The 17,459-nt window shown below is 69.1% G+C and carries 13 protein-coding genes; 10 read left to right on the top strand and 3 right to left on the bottom strand.

Features of this window, described 5'->3' with window-relative positions; all coding sequences use genetic code 11:
* The first annotated feature begins 30 nt into the window (after positions 1–30).
* Positions 31–1,182 carry an AI-2E family transporter gene (locus CRP27_RS16550; RefSeq protein ID WP_097181721.1) on the top strand — a complete coding sequence of 384 codons (1,152 nt, stop codon included), beginning with the start codon at positions 31–33 and terminating at the stop codon, positions 1,180–1,182.
* Between the two features lie 36 nt (positions 1,183–1,218).
* On the opposite strand, the gene CRP27_RS16545 is transcribed toward CRP27_RS16550, so the two are convergent.
* Entirely contained in the window at positions 1,219–1,902 is a 684-nt protein-coding gene (locus tag CRP27_RS16545) for a DUF1345 domain-containing protein (RefSeq protein WP_176505653.1), read from the bottom strand.
* A 215-nt stretch (positions 1,903–2,117) separates the two neighbouring features.
* Here CRP27_RS16545 and CRP27_RS16540 point away from each other — a divergent pair, with 215 nt between their 5' ends.
* The 4 genes from CRP27_RS16540 (at position 2,118) to CRP27_RS16520 (ending at position 6,999) form a co-directional block, all read left to right on the top strand.
* Positions 2,118–3,005 carry an ABC transporter permease gene (locus tag CRP27_RS16540; protein WP_255257632.1) on the top strand — a complete coding sequence of 296 codons (888 nt, stop codon included), beginning with the start codon at positions 2,118–2,120 and terminating at the stop codon, positions 3,003–3,005.
* Positions 3,006–3,078: 73 nt separating this feature from the next.
* Complete coding sequence (locus CRP27_RS16535; RefSeq protein WP_097181718.1) at positions 3,079–3,606, top strand: hypothetical protein; 528 nt, start codon at positions 3,079–3,081, stop codon at positions 3,604–3,606.
* Positions 3,607–4,828: 1,222 nt separating this feature from the next.
* Entirely contained in the window at positions 4,829–6,055 is a 1,227-nt protein-coding gene (locus CRP27_RS16525; RefSeq protein WP_097181716.1) for a glycoside hydrolase family 76 protein, read from the top strand.
* A gap of 5 nt (positions 6,056–6,060) precedes the next feature.
* The gene (locus CRP27_RS16520) at positions 6,061–6,999 is read left to right on the top strand and encodes an ROK family protein (protein WP_255257641.1); all 939 of its coding nucleotides are present in this window, start codon (positions 6,061–6,063) and stop codon (positions 6,997–6,999) included.
* Positions 7,000–7,008: 9 nt separating this feature from the next.
* On the opposite strand, the gene CRP27_RS16515 is transcribed toward CRP27_RS16520, so the two are convergent.
* Together CRP27_RS16515 and CRP27_RS16510 are read right to left on the bottom strand one after the other, a co-directional pair.
* On the bottom strand, positions 7,009–8,784 hold the full coding sequence (locus CRP27_RS16515) for a class I mannose-6-phosphate isomerase (RefSeq protein WP_097181714.1): 1,776 nt from the start codon (positions 8,782–8,784) through the stop codon (positions 7,009–7,011).
* A 169-nt stretch (positions 8,785–8,953) separates the two neighbouring features.
* A complete protein-coding gene (locus CRP27_RS16510; RefSeq protein ID WP_097181713.1) occupies positions 8,954–9,988 on the bottom strand; it encodes a LacI family DNA-binding transcriptional regulator in 1,035 nt (344 codons plus the stop codon).
* A 128-nt stretch (positions 9,989–10,116) separates the two neighbouring features.
* On the opposite strand from CRP27_RS16510, the gene CRP27_RS16505 reads away from it, so the two are divergent.
* From CRP27_RS16505 to CRP27_RS16485, 5 genes are all read left to right on the top strand, one after another.
* A complete protein-coding gene (locus CRP27_RS16505; RefSeq protein ID WP_176505652.1) occupies positions 10,117–11,388 on the top strand; it encodes an ABC transporter substrate-binding protein in 1,272 nt (423 codons plus the stop codon).
* A complete protein-coding gene (locus CRP27_RS16500) occupies positions 11,385–12,338 on the top strand; it encodes a carbohydrate ABC transporter permease (RefSeq protein WP_097181711.1) in 954 nt (317 codons plus the stop codon). Before CRP27_RS16505 ends, CRP27_RS16500 begins: the two co-directional genes overlap by 4 nt.
* Before the next feature lie 13 nt (positions 12,339–12,351).
* Positions 12,352–13,170, top strand: coding sequence for a carbohydrate ABC transporter permease (locus CRP27_RS16495; RefSeq protein WP_097181710.1), 819 nt, complete (start codon positions 12,352–12,354; stop codon positions 13,168–13,170).
* Between the two features lie 62 nt (positions 13,171–13,232).
* Entirely contained in the window at positions 13,233–16,358 is a 3,126-nt protein-coding gene (locus CRP27_RS16490; RefSeq protein WP_097181709.1) for a glycoside hydrolase family 38 C-terminal domain-containing protein, read from the top strand.
* Between the two features lie 45 nt (positions 16,359–16,403).
* The gene (locus CRP27_RS16485) at positions 16,404–17,429 is read left to right on the top strand and encodes a LacI family DNA-binding transcriptional regulator (protein WP_097181708.1); all 1,026 of its coding nucleotides are present in this window, start codon (positions 16,404–16,406) and stop codon (positions 17,427–17,429) included.
* Positions 17,430–17,459 lie beyond the last annotated feature (30 nt).

The raw sequence follows: 17,459 nt of genomic DNA, 5'->3' as shown, positions 1-17,459 counted from the left end.
GCAATCCGCCACTGAACAGAGAAACCGACCATGAACACCACCCCTCGGACCACTGAGCCGCGCGCGACGCTGCCCACACCGGTCAGCCTCGCCGCCGCATGGTCGAAGGCGTTCCTCCTCATCGCGATCGCCGTCGCGGTGATCCTCGTCGTCGTCGTACAACTCCGGATCATCGTCATCCCGGTCCTCGTTGCGTTGATCCTGGCGGCACTGCTGGTGCCGTTCTCCGAGTGGCTGCAGCGGCACCGGTGGCCGAAGTGGGCAGCGGTCACGGTCAGCGAACTCGGCGTCATCGGCGTCTCCGGCGGTCTCGCAGCGTTGGTCATCTGGCAGCTGCGAGCAGGTCTCCCAGCCCTTCGCACCGCGATCGTGCACCAACTCGACCAGGTCTCCGCGTGGCTGCACGAGCCGCCCATCTCCCTCACGGACGCGGACATCACCGGCGCGTTGACGAGCGCCGTGAACGCCCTGCAGGACAACGCGCAATCCCTGGTCACGGGCGCCTTGAACGCCGGAAGTGTCATCGGGACTCTGCTTGCCGGCGCACTCCTGGTCCTGTTCACCACACTGTTCGTCCTCATCGACGGCCGCGGAATCTTCGCATGGACGGTCCGCCTCTTCCCCCGACGGGCACGCGAAGCAGTGGACGGTGCCGGTCGCGCCGGCTGGGCGACGCTCACCGCGTTCGCCCGTGTTCAGATCCTCGTCGCCCTCGTCGACGCGATCGGCATCGGCCTCGGTGCCTTCATCATCGGTCTGTTCTTCGACGGGTTCCCGTTCCTGGTGCCGATCGTCATCGCCGTGTTCCTCGGCTCATTCGTCCCCATCATCGGCGCGATCGCCAGCGGCGTCCTCGCCGTCGTCGTCGCGCTGGTGTTCCTCGGACCCGTGCCCGCCGTGATCATGCTCGCCGTCGTCCTCATCGTGCAGCAGGTCGAAGGTCACGTCCTCCAGCCGTTGATCATGGGCGCCGCCGTCAACGTCCACCCCCTCGCAGTCGTCCTCGCCGTCGCCGCCGGCGGCTTCCTCGCAGGCATCCCCGGGACCCTGTTCGCCGTGCCGCTCGTCGCCGTCGCCAACTCCATCGCGCACCACCTCGCGCGAGCGCCGTGGCGTCCCAGAGCATCTGAGGTCCGCCCGGAAGACCTGACATCGTCGCTGTCCCGACCGCCGGTGATGTGAGCGCAGACGACCCTCAGCAGTCCCTGCGGGCCGTGATCAGTTGCGGATGATCTGCTGCAACACCTGGAACGCGACCGCGACGACGAGCGCGTTGTAGAAGAAGCTCAAGATGCTGTGCAGCATCACCACCCGTCGGACAGCAAGGCTCTCGACCTGCGCGTCCGAGGTCGCGAACGCGGTCCCGATCGTGAACGAGAAGTAGAGGTAGTCGATCAGTGCGGGTGTGCGCTTCCCCGGGAAGCGCACACCACGGCGGCGGCCGCCACCGTCAGCAGCCCAGTAAGTGTGCGCGAACCCGACCTGCAGCAACGTCCACGACAGCGCGACACCGATCGACGCCGTGACGGCGAACGGCAGTGCACCGCCGCCGCCGTCTGCCTGAGCTACCAGCGCCACGACTGCCGAGTAGGCACCGGTCGCGCTCGCGACCAACGGCAGCAGCCATGACCACCGCTTGAACTCCTGGAGTGCGCTCTTGCTCTCATCCGTACGGCGCCCGGACCACGTCGCTATCAGACCGCCGAGCAAGTACGCCAGTGTGACGGCCTCCCACAGCACCAGCGTCCAGAATTGCCCGACAAATAGGTATGCGACGCTGCTGAGCAGAATGGCTGTCTCCGTCGCGGCGACCAAAAACCGCCGCCCCCACGGCTGTGCGGACCGCGATGCGGTGCTCTGGTGCAAGTGGCCCTCCCGTCTGACATGTGCGCGCGCGTCCATCAGACGACCGCCGCTTGGACAAGCATCCCCGAACCGTCGGGGGAAACTCTGATGAACGACCACGCCCAGCTCCATCAAGCAGCGAACTAGGCCACCGATGCGAACACTGAGCCTTCGGCAAGGTCTCCGCGCCAACACCCAGAAGGAACCGCTCCATGCTTCCTACCGTGGTCGAATACCTGTGAATGAGGAGCCCGTTGGTTAACCACGCGCGCATGGCAGAACTCGCCAAGGAGCCGCTCATCGTCGTCGGGGCACGGAGCAGCGCCTTCAGGGGGACTTGGCGAGAACTTCGCGCCATCCTCCGACAGCGCGAGATGCTCGGGATGCTCATCCGACGCGACCTCAAAGCGCGGTACAAGGACTCAGCACTCGGCTTCGTGTGGACGCTGGTGCGGCCACTGACCCAACTGCTCATCTACTACTTCGTGATGGGAAAGATCCTCGGTTCAGCGCGCTCGATCGACAACTTCGCCATCTACGTCTTCACCGGGCTGACCGCCTACACGCTCTTCAGCGAAGTCGTCGCCGGCGCAACCGGATCCATCGTGGGCAACAGTGGACTGATCAAGAAGGTGTACGTGCCCCGCGAGGTGTTCCCGCTCGCAAGCATCGGCGCAGCGCTGGTGAACTTCCTGATCCAGTTCACAATCCTGATCGCGGCGACAGTCGCCCTACGGGCGTTCCCTTGGCACGAGGGGCTGATTTTCCTCGTTCCCTCCCTGCTCGTGATCCTCGTCTACAGCGCAGCGATCGGGCTCGTGCTCGCTGCGCTCAATGTCTATCTCCGAGACGTGCAGTTCATCATCGACGTCGGACTGATGGTTCTCCTCTGGGCATCCCCAATCGTGTACTCGTACTCGATGGTGCTGCAGCGCCTAAAGGTCGACTGGCTCCTGGCCGTTTACACGAACAACCCCCTCACGCTCTCGATCCTCGGACTGCAACGAGCGATCTGGGCCCACGGCGCACCCACAGAGCCCGCTTGGCCTGCGGAACACCTCGTCAGGCTCTGCATTGCTCTCCTTGTCGGTACCGTGCTCCTCATCGCAGCGCAGCGAGTGTTCTCACGTCTCCAGGGCAACTTCGCCCAGGCACTCTGAGCTGATCAACCCGGGATCGCAACGTCCGGTTCCCCATCCGCTACCGGACGGCGCGAGCTGCAAGGATCGGGCCATGGCACTTTCAGACATTTTGGCGGCCCTCGGGCTGGCCGGAGGCGTAATCGGCTTTTTCGTCGCTCTCGCGGCACGCAAGAAGGCGGACGAGTCAGAGAGTGCTGCCAACGACGCCCGAGCAGACGCAGCAGCAGCCCTCTGGCGCAGCGCAGATTCGGGTGAGCGGATTGCGGAGGCCGTCGAAAGGATGGCTGCGGTCGCTTCTGAGCCAGACGTCGACCTCGTCCGCGTGTACGAAGCTGCCCTGAACGCGAAGGTGGAGTGGGCAATCGAGGAACGCACAGACGCGCACTCGTACCGGCTGCGAAACGTCGGAAACGTTGGCGCTGAGGACGTGCAGATCAGCGCAGTTCCCTCCGAGCATGCAGCCCTCCTCGTTGGAGGTAGCCTCGGCAACCTCGACGCCGGCCAGGCCGGCGTCTTTCAGACGTCACCACGACTGACGCTGTCACTTCGCCGGATCGCGGTGAGCTGGTCCGAAGCAGACACCGGACAGCAGATGTCGGCGGAGCTGACTCTCCCCTGACCGCCTCCGGCACGCCGGGTCCCCAACCACCACTGACCATTTCAATACACGATCGACTACCGGACACCGGCACCAGCGCTGCCGTAGTTGCCGACGACGCCATCTGCTTCGCACTCGGGTGCCGCGTCTGCCCTGTCTTACAACTGTCCACCATGACGCGTGAGCCACCGAGCTCCTACGAGGCGTGGCAAGGTGACCCCATGAACACAGGAGCCGATCGGTGGGGTGTCCCAGACACAATGTTCGGCGGCCCCATCCCCGACGAGTTCGCCGCAGCGATCGCCCGCGTCGCGCTCCTGTCCGCACTCGTGGAGAGCAAACTTCACGGGCTGCTCTCGACCGTCGGAACCGCCCCGCAGAGCACGTGGGCCGGACGTCCCGCTGGCGCTGTCCTCGACGAGCTCGACCAGATCGCACGAGCGGGCATACCCGCTCGACGGTCAGCACCTCCGAAGCTCATTCACGCCCTCCGAGCAGAGGTCGCAGCCGCCCGTGCGGACGCTCACACCCGCAACGAACTCCTCCACGCCGTCTGGCCTCTCCCTCTCGTCGATGGCGGTGTGGGGTGGAAACCACTCCCCCCTAAACAACGGGAGAACCCCGCCGCCTGGACCCGGTCCGTGACGGGCGAGTTCCAACCCCTCATCACCCGGCTCGTCAACCACGTCAGCACCATCGAGACGCTCCGAGCCAGGACCGAGGAACTCCCTCGAAACCAGAATCCCCCGACCCCCCCGATCGTCGCGACGTGTTCCTATCGCCCGGCTGCCGTCTACTCGGCACCGGTCCTCCGGGGTGCGAGCCGTCGCGGTCGCACGCAGCTCTCACCATCTGTCTCACATGGGTGGTCCGCAGACGCTCGCGGTGGCGGGGCGCTATCCGGACGCCCATCCGGGGCGGGTGCATCGCCTCCGCGCTGCTCTCGGGAGCGGGCGTCCCCCGGCATCGCCGTGGTGCAATTTGGTGCACCGCTACCTGGCCGGGGACGGCTTTGGCTGGCTCGACCCGTCGGCAATTTCCCGATGAATCCGGCGATCGGGGGCGTGCCCGTGCAGGTGCGAACACAGAGCGATGGGTTCAAATCCCACCGGTACCGCCACCGAAAGCCCCTCGTTCGCCAGGGGCTTTCTGCATTCCCAGAGCAGGCGGCATCAAGGGTGCGGCCTTGCGCCAACCCCGTTCTGTTCGTATGGTAACGATACCAACAATCGGAGGGGCAACGATGCTCAGCTCGACAACGACCCGCACAACGCGCGCGACCCGACTGGGAACCGCCGCGCTCGTCGTCGGCGTCCTGGGTTCTGCGACGCCGCTTGCCGTCGGTGCGGCGAGCGCGTCCACGCCATCGCCGGACCCGGTCTGGCAGGAGCGCGCCAGCGCGACCTACGACGCCATGCAGGACAACCTGTACACGGGTGCCGCGGGACACGGGCTCTACCGCGAGAACACCGACACGACGACCGGCAACCCGTACTCGTTCCTCTGGGAGTACCGCGAGGCGACCCAGGCGGCGCTCGACCTGCAGGGTGTCGCCGACGTCGGGCCGGCGTACGCGAATGCCGCCGCCGCGCGGGTCGACGGGTTCCAGCACTACTACGTAGTCGCTCAGGGCGGCCGACCCGGGTACGAGTCGTACCTTCCGGCGCCGCTCGGCACTGGTGGCGACGTCTACTACGACGACAATGCCGTCGTCGGCCTCTCGTTCGTCAGCCAGTACCTGGCGACCGGCGACGCCGCTGCGCTCGACCATGCCCGGGCGGCGTTCGACGTGGCGGTCCGGAGCTGGAACGGCGACGCGACGCTCACGTGCCCGGGCGGCTCGGACTGGATCGACCGCCCGGACAACACCACCCGGGCGGCGAACGTCACCGGCCTGACCGCGCAGCTCGCCGCGCACCTCTACGAGGAGACGCGCGAGCCGTCGTACCTGCGGTGGAGCACCCGGCTCTCCGACTGGAACAACCGGTGCCTGCGCGAGTCCGCCGGGCTCTACCGGAACAGCCTCGGCGACGACGGGAGCGTCGACTCGACGCTGTGGACCTACAACTCCGGCGCGATGATCGGCACGGCGACGATCCTGTACCGCGCGACGGACGACCCGAAGTACCTGCGCCAGGCAACCACGGCGGCTCGAGCGTCCCTCCGCTACTGGAGCGCGGACGGTCGACTCCAGCAGCAGCCCGCGGTCTTCGATGCGTTCTACTTCAAGGACTTGCTGCTGCTGGACTCCGTGCAGCACGACCCGTCCTATCGGGCGGCGGCGGAGCAGTGGGCGACCGCGACGTGGCGCGACAACCGCGACCCGGCGACCGGCCTCTTCCACTTCCAGCCCAGCGGTGGCGGGGATCCCGACTGGGCCCGACCGGCGGCGACCCTCGACCAAGCGGCGATGATCCAGGTGTTCGCGGTGCTCGGATGGCGCTCCGACCGGCTCGGGGACGTCAGTTGACCGAAGTGCAGGATCGCGCGGCCCCCATCGGCGTCATGGACGTCGGTGGGGGCCACGTCACGGCCGCCCTCGTCGATCCGACGTCGGTCGGCGAGGTCCTGGTCGAGCGGGGAACCGCGATCGACCCGCACGCGGCCCGTGCGGTCCTGCTCGACCAGCTCGCGGCGCCGGCTCGGGCTCTGGCCGGTGCCGCAGCGCTCGCCGGATCGGCACCGTTCCGGGGTTGGATGATCGCGATGCCCGGACCGTTCGACGCCCGAGCCGGGACGGGCACCTTCGCGGGAGTCGACAAGTTCCGCTCGATCGCCGGCGTCGACCTTCGAGCTGCGCTCGCCGAGCGGCTCGGCGTGCCCGGCGAAGTGGTGCGGTTCCGCAACGACGCGGATGCGTACGGGATCGGCGAGTGGGCAGCGGGGGCGGGGACCGGCGTCGATCGGATGGTCTGCATCACGCTGGGGACGGGCGTCGGCTCGGCCTTCCTCGCGGCGGGCGAACCGGTGCACACCGGGTCGGCGGTGCCCGAGGCGGGCGAGGTGCACCGCCTCACGATCGACGGCCGCCCGTTGGAGGACACGATGTCCTCGCCCGCGATCCGTCGTGCGGACCACGCCCGGTCGGGGCTCGACCGGACGGTGCGGGAGATCTGCGTGGCGGCGCGGTCGGGAGATCGTGGTGCGCGCGAGGTGGTCTGGGCTGCGTTGCACGCGCTCGGGTGCGCCCTCCGGCCGTGGGTCGAGCAGTTCGACGCGGACCGCGTGGTGGTCGGAGGGTCGATCGCCCGGTCGTGGGACGTCATCGAGCAGCCGCTCCGCGCGGGGCTGTCGGGGCCGGCAGGTTCGTCAGGCGCCAGGACGGGCTACCCGGTCCTGGTGCCGGCGGCACTCGGGGTGCGGGCCCCGTTGGTCGGCGCAGCGGTCGCGTGGACCCGCGACGCCGACCGGTAGCGACCTGCCTCAGTCGCTGAGGGCGGTCCCGCGGGCCGACGCCTTCACCGTGCCGAGCCGCTGCCCCACGCCAAGACCCCAGGGGCGGATCGTGTAGCGGCCGACACTGGCCGGCACGATGAACGTCTCCGCGTAGTGCACCACGAACGGTTCGAACGCGCCGTCCGGGCTCTCGACGACGGCTTCGGCTCCCTCCACGAGGTTGAGGACGTTCACGGTGCCGTCGGTGTCGTGCGGCACGACGTCCTCGAACCAGTGGCGACGGACCTCGATGAACTCGAGCTCGTGCAGGCCGGTGCGTTCCTCGACCCAGCCGTCACCACGTGTGACCTCGGTCACCTGGTTGACGAGCTCGTCACGTGCGAAGTCCGTGCGGCGGTCCCACTGGATGTTCGCGAACGCATGGTCGAGGTGGACCGGTCGCGGGACGCCGTCGAGACCGACCCGTCCCCAGTCCCACATCTTGAACGTGAAGATGTACGGGGTGGCGGAGATCTCGAGGACCATCGAGTCCGCACCGGAGCAGTGCACGGTGCCGGCCGGGATGAGGAAGTGGTCGTGCTTCTTCGCTGGGAAGGTGTTCACGTACCGGTCGGCGGGGAAGGGTTCCTCGCCGCCCGATGCCGTCCGCAGTGCAGCCTGCATCTCGGCGGGGTCCGTGTCGTCGCGGACCCCGAGGTAGACGACTGCGTCCTGCGCAGCGTCGAGCATGTAGTAGCTCTCGTCCTGGGTGTAGGGCATGCCGAAGGTGTTCTGCATGTAGTCGGTCAGCGGGTGCACCTGCAGCGACAGGTTGCCGCCGGCCATGGTGTCGAGGAAGTCGAACCGGATCGGGAACTCGGCTCCGAACCTGGCGTACGTCTTCGCACCGAGCAGTTCGCGCGGGTGCCGGAAGACGAGGTCGAGCGCCGGCAGCTCGACGACGGTGTCGCCGATGCGGAACAGCAGGCTGTTCTCCTCGGGCACGCAGTCGAAGCACCACGCGTAGTTGTCGGCGTCCCCGACGTCGAGGACCTCCTTCATCCACTGGCCGCCCCACACGCCGGGGTCGAAGAAGGGCACCACGCGGAAGGGACGTCGGCTCGCGAGTTCGAGTCCGGCGAGGAAGGTGTCGGCCTGGATGAGCTTCGCTCCGGCCATCGAGCCGTTGGCGTCCAGGACGAGGTCGATCCGGTCGAACAGGGCGCGCTTGTGCCGGTCCGCGACACGCCACTCGACGAAGTACCCGCGCTTGACCTTGCGGAGCTGGTCCTCGTCGCCGTTGTCGGCGCGCCAGTTGGGCGCCCCGGCGCGCTGTCGGCGCTGGATCTCCCAGCGCGCGAGGTCTGCCAGGACCACCGTGTCGAACTGCGTCGGGACCAGCGTCGCCCCCCAGCCGTAGACGACGACGGAACCCTCTGCGGCCCGGACGCGCTCGGCGACCTCGGCGAGGCGGGCGGCGTCGTAGAAGTCGTCGAGCACCTGGTGCCCGAGCACGCCGAAGACGCGGTCGTCGGTGAGGTTCGCTGCGATGCGTTCCTCGATCACGGTGTTCGGCAGGGCCGCGGCCTCCTCGACGTCGATGAGGACGGCGTCGGGCGCGGCGGCGGCGAGTTCGCGGCGGAGGCCGGCGAGGTCGCTGCCCGGGTAGGTGTCGATGGCCATCGTGTGCCGGTCGGCGAGCTCCGACGCGATGCGCTCCCAGGCTGCGCGGCCGGACCAGACGTCGTGTCCGGGTGGCAGGTCGACCACGGGCGCCTTGTCGTACTGGCCGACGACCGTGTCGGTGGACAGGAAGGTGGACATGGTGCCCCTTTCGCGCTGATAACGTTACCAACACTACAACGCACGGGGCACGACGACGCAAGCCGCGCCTCCAGTCGCCCGAGCCGGACGGCCCACCGTGCCGGACGGCCAACCTGCCGGACCGTCGGGCCGTGTCAGGCGTTCCCCCGCCGACGCGACCAGCCGCCGCTCAGTGGTGGACGATGTACACCGGCAGCTCGACGAGCCTCGGCGCCTCGCCGGCGGCCGACCCGTCGAGCCGCGACAACAGCATCCGCGCCGCCACCCGCCCGAGCTCCGCCGGGTCATGGTCGATGACCGACAGTGGGATCGGTGCCATGTCGGCGAAGTCGAACGAGTCGAACGCGAACAGGTTCGGCGGAACGGCGATGGTGCCGTCCGCGAGCGCCTTCGCGATCGCGCGGATCGCCCCGACGCTGATCCGGTTGTTCGCGGCGAACACCGCCGTCGGCCGGTCCGGACGTTCGAGCAGTCGTCGCATCGCGTGCTCGGCACTGTCGGCGTCCTGCAGCCCCAGCACGATGAGGGACTCGTCCGGGGCGGTCCCGTGCGCGGCGAAGGCGTTCCGGAAGCCGGCGAGACGGCGTTGCCCCGTGGACACCGTGACCTTGTTGCCGAGGAAGGCGATGCGTCCGTGCCCGTCGTCGAGCATGAGCGAGGTCGCATCGCGGGCGCCGTGCACGTCGTCGATCAGGACGGCGTCGGCGGCGACCTCGGCGACCGTGCGCGATGCGAGCACGAGCGGCGCGTCGTTGAGGCGCGTGGTGGTGAACCGCTCGGTGTCCTGCCCGACGGGCACCACGATGAGCCCCTCGACCTGTCGTCCGAGGAAGTCGGAGAGGAGCTGTCGTTCGAGGTCGGCGTCCTCGTTGGTGGTGCCGACCAGGATGCGGCGGCCGGTCGACGCGACGACCTGCTCGATGCCCTGCACCACGCCGGCGTAGTACGGGTTGCCGATGTTCGTGATGAGCACGCCGACGAGTCCCGAGCGCTGTCCGGGCCGGAGGCTCCGCGCGTTCTCGTTGCGGTGGTAGCCCACTTCCGCGATGACGCGCTCGACGTGCTCGCGCAGTGCGGGCCGCACGTTCTTGCCCCCGGAGAGCACGCGGGAGACGGTCATCGGGCTGACCTCGGCCACCCGGGCGATGTCCTTCACGGTCATCGCGGGTTTCCGGCCCGGACCGGACCCCGCGGCTGTCTCCATGTGTCCCTGTATACCGGACAACCCACTTGCGGCCGCTCGCTCGCCGTGTATGCTCCCGGTTGGTAACGTTATCAATTCATCGTCGAATGGAACGCCCGATGCCGAACCCGTTCTCCCGAGGGCCCGCTGTGACCCGTCGCACCGCCCTCGCGCTGGGTGGCGGCGGACTCCTCGCCATAACCCTGGCCGCCTGCGCCCGTGGCTCCGACACGCAACCGTCGGCACCCGGGACGGTCACCCTGAACAGCGACAACCCCACCTGGGGTCCCGGGTACGCCGCCGCGTCCGCCGTCCTGGCGAAGCGCATCGGGTACCGCATCACGTCCCGGTCCATCGCGAGCGTGAACAACTACACGCAGGTCATCCGGATGACGGCGCAGACGGACAGCACCACCGACCTCATCAAGTGGACGAACGGGTACCGCCTGCAGGACATCGCCCGAGCGGACATCCTCACCGACCTCGACCCGGTGTGGGACTCGGCCATCGAGCGCGGCTGGGTGGACCCGGCACAGCGCGAGTCGTTCAGCTACCGCGGCAAGGCGTACGGCGTCCCGCTCTACAAGAGCTACTACGCCGTGTTCTACAGCAAGAAGGCGTTCGCCGAGCACGGGATCAGCGTGCCGACCACCTTCGACGAGATGCTCACCGCTGCACAACGGCTGAAGGACGCGGGCATCACCCCGTTCCTCTCGCCCGGCGCCACCACGTGGGAGGCCGAGATCTGGTTCATGCAGCTGCTCGCGTCGATCGACCCCGACTACTACAAGGCCGTCACGACCGACGAGGCCAGCTACACGGACGAACCGGCGAAGCAGGCGATGGACCTCTGGTCGTCGATGTACGCCGAGGGGTTCTTCTCGGCGCCGGACGTCACGTCGAACGACCTGCCGGGGCTCGTCAGCAAGGGGAAGTTCGGCATGATGCTCTACGGCACCTGGTTCGCGAACACGCTCCTCGCCGCCGGGCTCACCGACGCGGACATCGGCTTCTTCCGAGTCCCGCCCCGCGGATCGGCCGCCCCGTCCGTCGTCGTCGAGAGCGGATCGCTGTCGGTCCCGGTGAAGGCGCACCGCCACGGCGCCGCGGTCGACGTCGCGAAGAACTGGCTCGCCACCGACGTGCAGACCGCCTGGGTCGGTTTCCTCGGCGACACGAGCCCGAACCCTCACGTCCTGCCGAAGTCCGACCTGGTGAAGGACCTCGCGAAGGACATCGCCGACACCCGCCCGGTCGAGCTCACCCGCTACTGGGAGGCCTCGCCCACGCCGCTCATCGAGGGCAACGTGCAGGACCTCGGGTCCTTCATGGTGAACCCGTCGAAGGCGAACGGCGTCGCCACCCTGCGATCCATGCAGAACCGAGCCGCGACCGAGTGGAAGACCTGGAACGCCGCATGACGCTCACACAACCCCCTGTCCCGGACACGGTGGTCGACGACCTGGAGGCGCGGCCCGCGTCACGACGTCGGCCCGCGCCGTCGAGACGCGCACCCCTCAGAGCACGGATCACCGGAGGCGCGTTCCTCGCCCCCGCCGTCGTGCTGGTGGTCGCGTTGCTCGTCGTCCCGTTCCTGTTCACGATCTCCCGCAGCTTCTTCAACGACAACGGGTTCACCCGCAGCTGGGTCGGGATCGAGAACTACCGCGCGATGTTCGCCGATCCTGCGTTCGGGCAGTCCGTGCTCAACACGTTCCTCTGGGTCGTCGGCACGCTGCTGCTACCGGTCGGGATCGGCCTCGCGATCGCAGTGGGCACCTGGAAGCTCAGGCTCGGCGGCCTCGCCCGGTTCGCGATCGTGCTGCCGTACGCGATCTCGGGTTCGGCGACCGCCGTGGTCTGGACGTTCATGCTCTCCACCGACGGCGGGCTGGACACGCTCCTGCGGATGGTCGGACTCGACGGGCTCGTCTCGCAGTGGCTGCTCCAGTGGCCGCTGAACACCGTGATGATGATCGTCGCGACGACGTGGCAGGCGACCGGTGCCTGCGTGATCCTGTTCCTCGTCGGCCTGCAGTCCATCCCACCGAACACGCTCGAGGCGGCGCAGATCGACGGGGCCTCCGGGTGGCGGCTCTTCTGGTCGGTGACGTTCCCGCAGCTGCGACCGATGACCGTCGTCGTGGTCGGGATCTCGATCGTCGGCAGCCTGAAGGTCTTCGACCAGGTGCTGCTGCTCACGAACGGCGGCCCCGGCACCGCATCCGAGACCCTCGCGCTGACGATGTACCGCGAGACGTTCACGCTCTCCCGGTACGGAGCGGGTGCAGCGGTCGCCGTCTTCCTGACGCTCGTGGTCGTCGTGGCCTCGTGGGCGTACCTCCGCCGGCAACTCCGACCGACCGACTAGCTGGAGCCCGAAGATGACGAAGACCTCTCGCCGCATCCTGGCGGCCGTGCTGACCGTCGTGTCACTGATCTGGTTGATCCCGTCGTACCTGCTCGTCGTGAACGCGTTCACGAAGAGCGCCGACTACTCGGGCACGCCGTCGTGGTGGCCGACCTCGTGGTCGTTGTTCGACAACATCGCCACCGCCTTCCAGAACGCCAACGTCGGCCAGGGCATGGCGAACAGTCTGCTCTACTCGGTCGTCGGGGCGGGAGCCGCGGTGTTCATCGCGGCGCTGGCGTCCTTCGCGGTCACGATCATGCCGGTCAAGCGTCCGACGTTCTGGTTCTGGGTGATCTACATCGGCACGATCCTGCCGCTGCAGGCCTTCCTGTCGCCGCTGTTCACCGGGTACGCCGCCGCGTCGTTGTTCGACACCCAGTACGGCATGCTGCTCGTGTACGTGGCCCTGACGATCCCGTTCGCGTTCTTCGTGGTGCGCGGACACATGACCGGCCTGCCGAACGAGGTACGCGAAGCCGCCTCGCTCGACGGTGCCGGGTGGGTCCGGATGTTCTTCCAGGTCCACCTCCCGCTCTCCACGAGCGCGCTCCTCGCCGCGTTCGTCTTCCAGTTCACGTGGATCTGGAACGACCTGCTGTTCGGCCTGACGCTCTCGTCCAGCCCGAACATCCGGCCCGTGATGGCGACCCTCGCCGACCTCACCGGCAACTACTCCACGTACGGACCGCCCGTGGCGCTCGCCGGAGCACTCGTCGCGTCCCTGCCGACGATCATCGTGTTCTTCGCGTTCCAGCGGTTCTTCGCCCGGGGCCTGAACCCGACGGCCTGACCGTCCTCGCCCCGCCCGCTCCGCACTCCGATCACCGACCCACCGAAGGAAGTCCTGCTCCGATGACCGAAGCCGCCCTCGTCTCCGCCCAGCCCTGGTCCCACCTGGAGGCCCGCGACGGACTCCTGGACCGGGCCACCGTCGTCGCCGAGACCATCGGCAGCACCCGCGTGCGCGTCCTCCCCGAGCCCCTCAAAGCCGAGCACGACGGGGGGACGGTGCAGGCCGTGCGGCTGCTCGTCGGCGGGCCGCTCCCCGACGCTGCAGTGGCGACGCTCACCGGCCCGGACGGCGACCTCGTCGTCGGTGCCGCTCCGGCTCCCGACGACACGTCCGTCCGGCTCCTGGTCCGCGCGGTCACCACACCGACCCAGGTGACGCTGGCGCTGCCGGACCTCGGCGTCGAGACGGTCTCGTTCGTGCTGCAACCACAGCGCGACTGGTCCGTGCACGTCGTGCACCACTCGCACTTCGATTTCGGGTACACCGATCCGCAGACCACGGTGATCTCTGCACAACGGTCGTACCTCGACTCCGCCGTCGAGCTGGCCGCGGCGACCAGCGAATGGCCGGATGCCGCCCGGTTCCGGTGGAACGTCGAGGCGCTCTGGGCGTTCGCGGACTGGGAGCGGCACCGCCCCGCCGCGAAGGTCGCCGAGTTCGTCCGGCTGGTGCAGGAGGGGTCGATCGGCCTCAGCGCGATGCCGTACAACCTGCACACCGACACCTGCTCGACCGAAGAACTGCACGAGCTCCTCCGCGAGGCCCGCCGCATCCGCGAGCAGTACGGGATCGACTTCACGACCGCGATGCAGACCGACGTGCCCGGCCAGGTCGTCGGCCTGCCCGACGCGCTGCAGGAAGTGGGAGTCCGGTACCTCGCGGTCGCCCACAACTGGGCCGGGCGCTCGATGCCCCACCAGAACGGCGCGCTCGACCTGCCGCGGTTGTTCCGCTGGCGCACGCCCGCCGGCAACTCGGTCGTCGTGTGGATGACCGACAGCCCGCACGGCCTGGCCTACATGGAGGGCCCGATGGTCGGCCTCACCGAGTCGTACGAGGTCGCCGAGACGTACCTGCCCGCCTACCTGACCGCGCTCGCGACCCGTGGGTACCCCTTCCCGCCCGGAGTGTTCGGCGCGCACGGCGAGGAAGCCGAGGGGCGTCCGGGCTACCCGTGGGAGGTCCTGCACCTGCGCACGCAGGGGTTCATGGGGGACAACGGTCCTGCGCGGCTGCACCTCTCCGAGGTCGTACGCCGCTGGAACGAGACGTGGACGTCCCCGACGCTGCGTGTATCGACGAACGAGGACTTCTTCGCCGAGGCGGAGGCCCGGTACGGTGACGAGCTCGTCATGGTCGAGGGGGACTGGGGCGACTGGTGGGTCGAGGGCGTCGGGTCGGCGGCCGTCCCGTTGGCGCTCACCCGTGCAGCGCAGGCAACGGTGAGCGATGCCCGTTCCTTCTCGCAGGCGGCCGCGTGGCTCGGTGGCCAGGCGATCCCGACGGAGCGTGCCGATTCGGACGCGACGTACGACGCGATCTCGATGTTCAACGAGCACACGTGGGGCGCCAGCAACTCGTGGACGCACGGCGACGAAGGGTACGACTCGGGCGAGCGCCAGTGGCAGTGGAAGGTCGGCCAGGCGCTGACCGGTCACCAGCGCGGCCGGGACCTCGAGGAGCACGCCCTGGTCTACCTGGCCGACACCGTAACGGCGCCCGACGACGCCCTCGTGTCGATCGTCGTCGCGAACGCCTCCGGAGACGTGCGGACCGGTGTCGTGCGCTTCCTGCTGAAGGAGTCGACGGTTCCACTCGACGGCGACGTCACCGTGCGCGACGGACGGACCGGCGAGCGGCTCGGCCTCGTGCTCGAGCCGCAGTCGAACTCGTTGCACCGCGAATCCGGACGCTGGGTCGCCGTGCAGGTCCGCGACGTCCCGGCGTTCGGGTTCGTCCGGATTGACGTGCTGCCGTCCGACAGCTCCCCGGAGGGTCCGCGTACCCACGAGGCTCTGACGACACCGGCCGCCGAGCTGTTCACCCTCGAGAACGCGTTCCTCCGTGTCGCCGTCGACCCACTGACGTCGACGATCCGGTCCGTCATCGAGCGGGCGACCGGTCGCGAGATCGTCGAGCAGGACGCTCCGGCCGGTTTCAACGGCTATGTCTACGACCAGTACGGCTCGTCCGGGGCCGGCGTGAACCACCTGTCGAACAAGCTGTGGAGCTCGGACCGCCTCGAACTCCTGGCCGGCCGGACCACCGGCGGCGCGGCCGTGCTGGTCGAGCGGGTGTCCGACGCCGTCGAGGAACGGCTGGTCTACCGGTTCGCGGCCGCCGGCGTGGACAGCATTACGGTCACCCTCCGGCTCCGCCACGACGAGCCCCGGCTGCGCATCGAGAACCGTCTCGAGAAGCCGGTGACCCGCACGAAGGAGAGCGCCTTCTTCGCGTTCCCGTTCGCGGCGACCGAGCCGGTCGTCCAGTACGAGGTGTCCGGCGGGGTCACCGGCGACGGGCTGGCGCACGTGCCGGGCGCCCCGCAGCACATGCGTGCCATCCGGAACTGGGTCAGCGTGCAGGACGGTGACGACGCGGTGGTGTGGGTGACGAAGGACGCACCGCTCGTGCACCCCGGCAGCATCTCGCTGCCGTACGCGCCCTTCCCGGCGAGCACGAGTCCGATGCGGGCGGCGACCGTGTACTCGTGGTTGCACAACAACGTGTGGGACACGAACTTCCCGATCGAGCAGGGCTTCACCGCGACCTTCGAGTACGCGATCGGCGTCCGGTCGCACGCGGCCGAGCCGGTCGAGTCCGTCGCCGTGCAGACGACCGCGGACCTGGTGCGGCCCCTCGCAGCCGTGCCCGCGTCCGGCACGGGCGGTGCGGACACGCCGTCCGCCGAACTCCTCACGATCAGCGACCCCCGCGTCCGGCTCGTCTCGGTCGTCGCGGGCGACGACGACACGACCTCGATCGTCCGGCTCCAGTCCTTCGCGGACGTCCCCGTCGACGTCGAGCTCTCCTTCGGCGTCCCCGTCCGGACCGCGGCCCGGACGACCTACCTCGGCGACGACACGGGCGCCCCGGTCACGCTGCGCGGCACCGTCGCGACGACGTCGCTGGCGCCGTTCGAGGCCACCGCGGTCCGTGTCGGGCGAGGGGCGGGAGTGCAGTAGCCACGACGGTGGAGCCGCCACACCACGCCCGGTACGGTTGCCCTCGTGGGCAAGGTCACGCTGCAGGACGTCGCTGATCACGCCGGTGTGTCGATGAAGACCGTGTCCAACGTGGTCCGCGGCTACCGGCACGTCAGCGTGTCCATGCGCGACCGCGTGCAGGCAGCGGTGGACGAGCTCGGGTACCGCCCGAACGTCTCCGGTCGCAGCCTCGCGACGGGCCGGTCGAACATGCTCGCGTTCGCGTTCCCGGACCTGCGGCGTCCGTACTTCGCCGAGCTCGCCCACGTGTTCTCCCGGGTCTGCGCGGATCGCGGGTACCAGTTGCTCCTCGAGGAGACCGGCGGCACGGCGGACGGCGAACGGTCGGCGGTCCGTGGGCGGGAGGCCGGTGTGGTGGACGGGGTCGTGATCCACCCACAGGTGCTCACACCGGAGTACATCGACGGCATCCGCGGGGACACGATGGTCGTGTTCCTCGGCGAGGACCTGCGGCCGGAGTGCTCCGACCAGGTGGTGATCGACAACGTCGGCGCCGCGGCCGAGGCGGTCGGTCACCTGGTCGCCCTCGGCCGGCGGCGCATCGGGTTCCTCGGGCACGAGACCGGTCCGTCGTCCCGGACGTCGGCGTTCCGCCTGGAGGGCTACCGCCTCGGGTTGGAACGGGCGGGCCTCGCGTCGGACGACGGGCTCCTCGTCGCGCGTGCGGTCGGTGACGCCGCGGGCGCTGAAGCCGCGTTCGGTGCCGCACTCGACGCGGGGCTCGACGTCGACGGGCTGCTCTGCCGCGATGACCTCGCGGCCATCGGCGCGCTCCGCGCGATGCGGCTGCGCGGACTCGAGGCGCCGGACGACGTCGCGGTGGTCGGCTGGGACGGGTTCGGCCTCGCCGCGAGCCTCGCACCGAGCCTCACCTCGGTCGCCCCGGACACCGTCGCCCTGGCCGAGTCCGCACTCGACCTGCTGCTGGCACGCATCGACGGTGACGAGGCGGCCGGCCGCCTCGTCACCGTCGGACACCGCCTCGTGGTGGGCGAGAGCGCGCCGTACGCGGACGGATCCGTCGACTGACAGGAGGCGCGTGGCGGGGCCGACCCGCGC

The organism is Curtobacterium sp. 314Chir4.1, from assembly GCF_900215175.1.
Classification (GTDB): domain Bacteria; phylum Actinomycetota; class Actinomycetes; order Actinomycetales; family Microbacteriaceae; genus Curtobacterium; species Curtobacterium pusillum_A.
Note: the sequence above shows the minus strand (reverse complement) of the source record. Positions and strands in the feature narration are given on the sequence as shown.

Excerpts from the sequence above, each read along its gene's own strand:
- CRP27_RS16550 (WP_097181721.1), top strand. The coding sequence starts at position 31 with ATGAACACCACCCCTCGGACCACTGAGCCGCGCGCGACGCTGCCCACA.
- CRP27_RS16545 (WP_176505653.1), bottom strand. The coding sequence starts at position 1,902 with ATGGACGCGCGCGCACATGTCAGACGGGAGGGCCACTTGCACCAGAGC.
- CRP27_RS16540 (WP_255257632.1), top strand. The coding sequence starts at position 2,118 with ATGGCAGAACTCGCCAAGGAGCCGCTCATCGTCGTCGGGGCACGGAGC.
- CRP27_RS16535 (WP_097181718.1), top strand. The coding sequence starts at position 3,079 with ATGGCACTTTCAGACATTTTGGCGGCCCTCGGGCTGGCCGGAGGCGTA.
- CRP27_RS16525 (WP_097181716.1), top strand. The coding sequence starts at position 4,829 with ATGCTCAGCTCGACAACGACCCGCACAACGCGCGCGACCCGACTGGGA.
- CRP27_RS16515 (WP_097181714.1), bottom strand. The coding sequence starts at position 8,784 with ATGTCCACCTTCCTGTCCACCGACACGGTCGTCGGCCAGTACGACAAG.
- CRP27_RS16510 (WP_097181713.1), bottom strand. The coding sequence starts at position 9,988 with ATGGAGACAGCCGCGGGGTCCGGTCCGGGCCGGAAACCCGCGATGACC.
- CRP27_RS16500 (WP_097181711.1), top strand. The coding sequence starts at position 11,385 with ATGACGCTCACACAACCCCCTGTCCCGGACACGGTGGTCGACGACCTG.
- CRP27_RS16495 (WP_097181710.1), top strand. The coding sequence starts at position 12,352 with ATGACGAAGACCTCTCGCCGCATCCTGGCGGCCGTGCTGACCGTCGTG.
- CRP27_RS16490 (WP_097181709.1), top strand. The coding sequence starts at position 13,233 with ATGACCGAAGCCGCCCTCGTCTCCGCCCAGCCCTGGTCCCACCTGGAG.